Source organism: Acinetobacter sichuanensis, assembly GCF_003024515.2.
GTDB lineage: Bacteria > Pseudomonadota > Gammaproteobacteria > Pseudomonadales > Moraxellaceae > Acinetobacter > Acinetobacter sichuanensis.
Window position 1 is genome coordinate 22832 of record NZ_PYIX02000045.1, and the last position, 6466, is coordinate 29297.

A 6466-nucleotide genomic window follows, 5' to 3' on the forward strand; every position below is an offset into this window, starting at 1 on the left:
ATGCTGACAGAAATGACCTCACCTGAAAATATGCTACAGCGTATGGGGCGCTTAGATCGTTTTGGTGAAAGTGATCATGTAAATATGTTGCAAGTAGCGATTACTGAAAATGTCAAAAATGGCAGTTGTAAAGGCTCATTGGCATATTTTTTGAATCAATTGAATAGTTTGCAAACAACAAAAGCTTGGTATGACTTTTTACAAGATCGTTTAGATGGAAAGGTCTTTAAAATTGCAGAGCTATATGCGCTTTATCGAGAGTTTTATACACAACAAGCTAAATTGAATGAGGATAATAAGTCTGCTGTTGTGCAAGACATGGATAAAGCTTTAAAGAAAAGCATTGATTTAATGAATAAGAAAGTAACAGAACCAACAAAAGTATCGAAACCTAAAACGGCAGAACGTAAATCTAAAATCAGTAAGTACTCACTGCGTGGAGATAGTCGTTTTGTGCAATTAGCAGTTTTAAATTTAAATGATTTTAAACAGCCATTTTTTGAAAATGAATATGCTTATACACCACCTTTGGATGATACAACGGAATATGACAATCTGACAGAATCTTTAAATATTATCAAAGATTTAGGTTTGATAAATTTTATTGCACAAAAGCATGGTAATGTTGATCCAACACATCCTGTAAAAGGTATTCCTGAGAAAAAACAACAGGCAAGATGTGCTGTATTGGAAAACTATGCAAGAGATGCGGATTATCCACTATATTTGAGTTACATCGAAGACGATTTAAATAAAGTGGGTGGAACAGGGGGTCGTCATCCTGAAGCAATTTACTATGCAATAAGTGACAAACAGCCAATCGGCTCAATTTCATTGGATAAATTAAACTTTTTAACAACAATACAACAGGGAAAATAATATGGCTAAAGTAACAGGTATAAAAAGCGTAGACTTTAAAATTACGGCTTATGGTTATGGGGTGGTGAATTGGAATGGTCCGACATCATTAACAGGAAATGATGGTAAGACTGTAGACAATCATACTTTACCTAAATTACGTGGGTTCAGTAATTTATCAGGTAAGGTTAAAGAAGAAACAGGCTATAAATATCGCAAAGAAGCATCAGATATTAATTTTGATGAAACACCTTTATACATTAGTCAAAACTGTATTCGTCATCATCTTTTCCGTGATCAGTCTTATGATTTACATTATGCCAAAGATAAAAATTTGATTGATGTTTTAGCTTCAATTACAGGTTTAATTCGTGGTTATGTCGTTCCATCTAGTCAATGTAAACGTACAAGCCCTTTGTTAATCACTGATTTTATTGATCAACTTGGAAATGGTAATTTTGAACAATTATCTAATGCCAGTTCAAGTGAAGAAATTGTACAAGCTGATGGTACTAAAACGTATAAACGTGGCGAGAATTCAATTTTCTCAAAAACTACGTTTGGAGATACTGAGTATATTGCCTATGGTTCAATCAGTATTGAACAGCTTCAATTTATTTCTTTGGACAAAAAGTTTGATCGTGCATCGATGATCATTAAAGAAGGTGAAGGCGAAAAGATTGCTGAAACTGTGCAAAATTTTATTAAAAGCTTAGATCTAAGCAAAGAGCCAAAAGCAGTTTTTCATACCAATTATGTGCGTAGAGGCACAATTTTCAATGAAGGTGAAGTTGGAATTTTATTGGATAACACGGCAATTGATATTTTAGTTCATGAAACTTTGAATATGCTTCAAGAGTTGGTCATTAAACAAGCCAAAGGTTATATGTGTGTTGATGAGATTGAAGTAGATTATAACGATAGTCATAAAATGATGCGGATTAAGCGTCGTCCTGATCAAGCAAATCCTGAACCACAATCGGATTATGCTGTATATTTCGAAGCACAATAATGAGGTGATTTATGCAAATCATTATTGAGTACGAATCTTCATGGCGAAATTCCTTTTTGGATGGCTCAAATAATGAGCCCCTTCCGAAAGGGGGGCGTAACTTTATTGCTTCTATGACGGCATTAAAACAGGAAGGCAATTTTAAAAAACGTGAAGTGTCAAAAGATACAGTAATGGGTATTTTAAACCGTTTAATTGGTGATCAAAGAAAATTATACCAAGCAAGACAGGGCAAGGATTATTACTTTTCTGAAATTGAACCGCTTCTTCAAGATACAGATATTATTGATCAGCCACTGATCAGTAATGAAATGGCGTATATTCGTAATGTTTCAGGAAGCACAGATCAAAACTCTTTCACTGGTTTAATTAAAGCAAATGACCCTGCCTTTAAGTCTGCATATTCTGCTGAATTATGGGGAGTTTTGTGGATAAATTTGTCGGAAGTTTTGCACTTTATTCAAGATGAAACAGTAAAAGTTAAATCAACTGAGCTACTTGATCCAATCACTGTATGTTCTCGTATTGAAGCATTAAGTGCTGAAAAACCTATTGATACTGAAGATGCAGTGAAAGAAGCGCTAGATACTTTACAAGCTAAATTTTCAGATGTGAATTATTTGACTGCTAAACAACAAGTGCCGTTAGTCAGTCTTTATACATCGGCTTTATATTTGCAAATTGAGCGACTTTCTAAAGTTTATGATTTATCAAATGCTTTGACTAAAAGTGGTGGTTTGAGTGGGATCTCTAAACGTGGTTTTACTAAAAAAGATTTTATGGATCGTTATACGACGGGAAGTAAAAAGTTGATTTGGGGAAATCCTTATCTGCTTAAAGAAAAGAAAAAGGGTGAGGGTGAAGTGGTATCTGTACTCACTAAAGCAAGTGGTAAGCTGACCATCAACTTGAATATTTCCAAAGAACAAGCGCGTGATTTAGAAGAAAAGATTGAAAATGCAGGTGTTTCATCTTTTTATTTGGGTAAAAAGGGGCTTGCTTATGTTACTGATATTCGATGAGGTCATTAAATGAAACACTATATTGAAATGACTTTAATGAAAAACGACGATTTTTCACCTTATGAATTATGGTCACGTATTTATACACAATTGCATATCGCATTGGCTGAAATTAAAGATGCGAATGATAAGGTGAATATTGGTCTGTCATTTCCACAGTATCGCTTTAATGAGGAAAAAGGTATTGGATTTCTTGGTGAAAAAATTCGTCTTTTTGCTGAGTCTGAAAGTATTTTAAAAAGCATATATTTACGAAAATGGTTGGAAACATCGTATGACAAGGTTGATTTGACGGATTATGTTCATATCAAATCTATAAGTGAAGTGCCTGAAAAAAAAATTACAGGTTATTCAATATATAGTCGTATACAGGTCAAAAGTAATGCTGAAAGATTAGCTCGCCATGATGAAAAAAAAGGGCGATATAGCTATGAAAATGCTTTGGAACATTATAAGAAATTTGTTAAAAATACAGATTTGCCTTATATCCAAATGCTGAGTTTGAGTACATCTAATGAACGGGATAAAAAGCGATTTAAGCTATTTATTAGAAAGCAATCGGCTGAAAAATCTGAAACTCAGGTGTTTAGCACTTATGGTTTAAGTTCGGTGTCATCTGTACCCGAATTTTAACCCAATATTTTTTCACTCTTTAACAGCTTAATAAAATCAATAGGTTATGATAGTAGTTTAAAACTTGGGTCTTTTATAGATTTTAAGAGGTAAACTGCTGTTATAGCTTTATTTTTTGTTGTAAAATTACTATTCACTGCCATATAGGCAGCTTAGAAACGTTGCATGCATCTCAGGTGTGACCAATGCCAGTTCACTGCCATATAGGCAGCTTAGAAAATTTGCTTATAGCTAGTTGCCTTATAGATGACGTTCACTGCCATATAGGCAGCTTAGAAATTTAACATCTCACGGGTTTTGCTGATATTCATGTTCACTGCCATATAGGCAGCTTAGAAAAATTGCTGTTCGAATCGCTTCCTCGATGTCCTGTTCACTGCCATATAGGCAGCTTAGAAACAACCCAGTCTTTGCTAAATGTTTTCGGAAATGTTCACTGCCATATAGGCAGCTTAGAAAATGTGCGGAGCGTCTCGTGAATAGTTGGCATCCGTTCACTGCCATATAGGCAGCTTAGAAATCACCAAGACATCGACACCGAATACGCCCCATGTTCACTGCCATATAGGCAGCTTAGAAATACAAACAAACTTTTTTATTTTTCATAAATCAGTTCATTGCCATATAGACAGCTTAAAAATTATTGATCAGATAGGGGGAGGAAAAATTAGACAAAGTATTAAGAAGAGAGCTGTTTTGCTTGTAAATTAAACTGCATACAAATTTTGAAATAATTTAGTTAAAATGGTTTTGTATACTCATTTGTATACCAAAAAAATACCACTCCATCTATTTTGGTACACTCCTATACAACTTGAAAAGTTTATAACTTTTTGAAAATACAAGTAAATACAACACTATGCTCGCTCTACCAATCCAACACAAACTAGGTGCTTTTTATTTTTTCTATAATATACTTGTGAATTTTTGTTTTTAATAAATATTATATATTTCAATTATTTGTATTTAGGTTTTGATGGTTTTTATGTGTTAAGAATTAGCCATGTAGACTATTTGTAGACTGTTGAGAAACATGCTTAAATCTATGTTCGCTAAAACTGGATTTTAATATGAAACTCAACAAATCTAATGTTGATGCTATTCCTTTAACTGAAAAAGGTCAAAAATTTTATCGTGATAGTGAGTTGATTGGTTTTGGGGTTAGGGCAACAACTAAAAGCAAGACATATATTATTGAGCGTAGGCATGAAGGGGAGTTATTTCGTGTTGTCATTGGAAAGACAACTGAAATTACAGCAAATGGTGCACGAGCCCGTGCTCAAATGATTTTGGCTCAAATTACCAATGGTGAGTACGTCAAAGATAAAAAAATTAATGATCTTGGTTTTAACCCACTTGATCTTACGGTTGACCAAGCGTTACAGATCTATCTAGACAAAAATGACTTTAAGCCAAAAACAATCAGACAGTATAAAAAATATATAAGTCTATATTTAAAAGGATGGGGTGATAGGAAGATTTTCTCAATCACAAAACAAGAAGTACTAGATAAATTTTTAGATGTGTCAAAAATAAGTAAATCTTCTGCAAATGGATCTGTATCAATGCTTGGCACTTTATGGAACTATATGCATGTTCTTTACTCAAAAGATGAAGATCCTATTTTAAAAACAAATCCAGTAGACATTATTAAAGTTACTAGTGGTTGGAATACCATAAAAAGACGTGAACGACATTTGGGTAAGGACATTATCCATACCTATTATAATGCAGTAGTAAACTATCAAGATGAATTAAATCTAGAAGATACAGCGCGTTCAAATACACACAGAGATATTATCTTGATGTGTATGTACACTGGTTGTAGAAAGCAGGAAGCTTGTCAATTAAAATGGAAAGATGTTGATGTTAAAGATGGATTGATAACATTCAGAGATACTAAAAATGGTACTGATGTTCAATTACCCGTTGGAGATCATTTAAAGGCAATTTTAAAAGAGAGATTTTTACTTAAAGAAAATGAATGGGTCTTTCCAGCAACTAAATTACCAACCTCTTTTAATGTACATGCAACCAAGATTGATACTTTACTAAATAGAGTTGCAGAACAAGTTGATTACTATGTTTCTATGCATGATTTTCGTCGCACATTCGCCACTATTTGTAATTTATTGAGATTTAATATTTATGTGACTAAGCGCTTACTTAACCATACAGCTAAACCGCGTGTTGATGTAACAGGCGGTTATGTTCAAATCCCTATGGAGGAATTAAGAGCGTCGCTTAATATGGTTGAAGCTGTATATCAAGGAAAAATAGATTGCTTTAATTATGAATCGGTATGGAATGAGCGATTAAAAGAAATAAATAAGGCGGTATAAACCGCCTTAAATTGCTGCTAACTGAGCAGTATTTTGTACAGTTTTTTGCTGCTCATATTGAAGAACATCTCGTTTTTTGTAAGCCACGCGTCTACCTATTTTGGTGAATGGTAGACAGCTTTGCTCAACTCTCATTCTTGCTAATGTCCATGGTGAGCAATCTAAGTAAAGAGAAATCACTTCTTGAGGAAAATTTTGATCATCATGAGCATTTAAGAATAGATCTAAATGTTTCTGTTGCTCTAAAATAGGCAAACCCCTTAAATCTCTTAACATTTTTTACTCTCCTGTGCTTCGATCACTTGTATTAATTGCTTATGTGCATTACGAATTTTAAGACGATGATTCTCTTTAACTCCAGGTAATTCACTTTCTCTTACATGAAATGGTGAATCTTCAAAATCCTTGCAGTAATCACTTACTGTTTGATCAATAAAAGTTGTCATCCATTCATCAGTAATTACACGTGGCACTAAAACAAAACCTTCAGGTACGCTCTGATTTTCATTCAAAAAAAAAGACATAATTTCAGTGCCTACATCATAAGAGTAAGTGCCGTTATCTACATCTTCCTGTGTAACAACATGATCAACTGAATA

At 33.7% G+C, this 6466-nt stretch carries 7 protein-coding genes and 1 CRISPR repeat array; of the genes, 5 read left to right on the forward strand and 2 right to left on the reverse strand.

Features of this window, described 5'->3' with window-relative positions; genetic code table 11:
* Positions 1–12: 12 nt before the first annotated feature.
* The 5 genes from C9E89_RS23875 (at position 13) to C9E89_RS18585 (ending at position 5867) form a co-directional block, all read left to right on the forward strand.
* On the forward strand, positions 13–879 hold the full coding sequence (locus tag C9E89_RS23875; RefSeq protein ID WP_228199069.1) for a hypothetical protein: 867 nt from the start codon (positions 13–15) through the stop codon (positions 877–879).
* Position 880: 1 nt separating this feature from the next.
* The gene (gene cas7fv, locus C9E89_RS18570) at positions 881–1870 is read left to right on the forward strand and encodes a type I-Fv CRISPR-associated protein Cas7fv (RefSeq protein WP_107009797.1); all 990 of its coding nucleotides are present in this window, start codon (positions 881–883) and stop codon (positions 1868–1870) included.
* Positions 1871–1881: 11 nt separating this feature from the next.
* Positions 1882–2892, forward strand: a complete 1011-nt coding sequence (gene cas5fv / locus C9E89_RS18575; RefSeq protein WP_107009798.1) for a type I-Fv CRISPR-associated protein Cas5fv — start codon at positions 1882–1884, stop codon at positions 2890–2892.
* A gap of 9 nt (positions 2893–2901) precedes the next feature.
* Positions 2902–3525, forward strand: coding sequence for a type I-F CRISPR-associated endoribonuclease Cas6/Csy4 (gene cas6f, locus C9E89_RS18580; RefSeq protein ID WP_107009799.1), 624 nt, complete (start codon positions 2902–2904; stop codon positions 3523–3525).
* A gap of 131 nt (positions 3526–3656) precedes the next feature.
* Positions 3657–4165: a CRISPR direct-repeat array (repeat unit 28 nt; unit sequence GTTCACTGCCATATAGGCAGCTTAGAAA).
* 430 nt (positions 4166–4595) lie between these two features.
* Positions 4596–5867 carry a tyrosine-type recombinase/integrase gene (locus C9E89_RS18585; protein WP_107009800.1) on the forward strand — a complete coding sequence of 424 codons (1272 nt, stop codon included), beginning with the start codon at positions 4596–4598 and terminating at the stop codon, positions 5865–5867.
* 6 nt (positions 5868–5873) lie between these two features.
* Here the strand turns inward: C9E89_RS18585 and C9E89_RS18590 are convergent, their stop codons facing one another.
* The gene (locus C9E89_RS18590) at positions 5874–6143 is read right to left on the reverse strand and encodes a DNA-binding protein (protein ID WP_107009801.1); all 270 of its coding nucleotides are present in this window, start codon (positions 6141–6143) and stop codon (positions 5874–5876) included.
* A partial coding sequence (locus C9E89_RS23340; RefSeq protein WP_171405174.1) for a hypothetical protein occupies positions 6137–6466 on the reverse strand: 330 nt, incomplete at its 5' end. The genes C9E89_RS18590 and C9E89_RS23340, both read right to left, overlap by 7 nt.

Coding starts and splice junctions, on each gene's coding strand:
- C9E89_RS18590 (WP_107009801.1), bottom strand. CDS start 6,143: ATGTTAAGAGATTTAAGGGGTTTGCCTATTTTAGAGCAACAGAAACAT.
- C9E89_RS18585 (WP_107009800.1), top strand. CDS start 4,596: ATGAAACTCAACAAATCTAATGTTGATGCTATTCCTTTAACTGAAAAA.
- cas7fv (WP_107009797.1), top strand. CDS start 881: ATGGCTAAAGTAACAGGTATAAAAAGCGTAGACTTTAAAATTACGGCT.
- cas5fv (WP_107009798.1), top strand. CDS start 1,882: ATGCAAATCATTATTGAGTACGAATCTTCATGGCGAAATTCCTTTTTG.
- C9E89_RS23875 (WP_228199069.1), top strand. CDS start 13: ATGACCTCACCTGAAAATATGCTACAGCGTATGGGGCGCTTAGATCGT.
- cas6f (WP_107009799.1), top strand. CDS start 2,902: ATGAAACACTATATTGAAATGACTTTAATGAAAAACGACGATTTTTCA.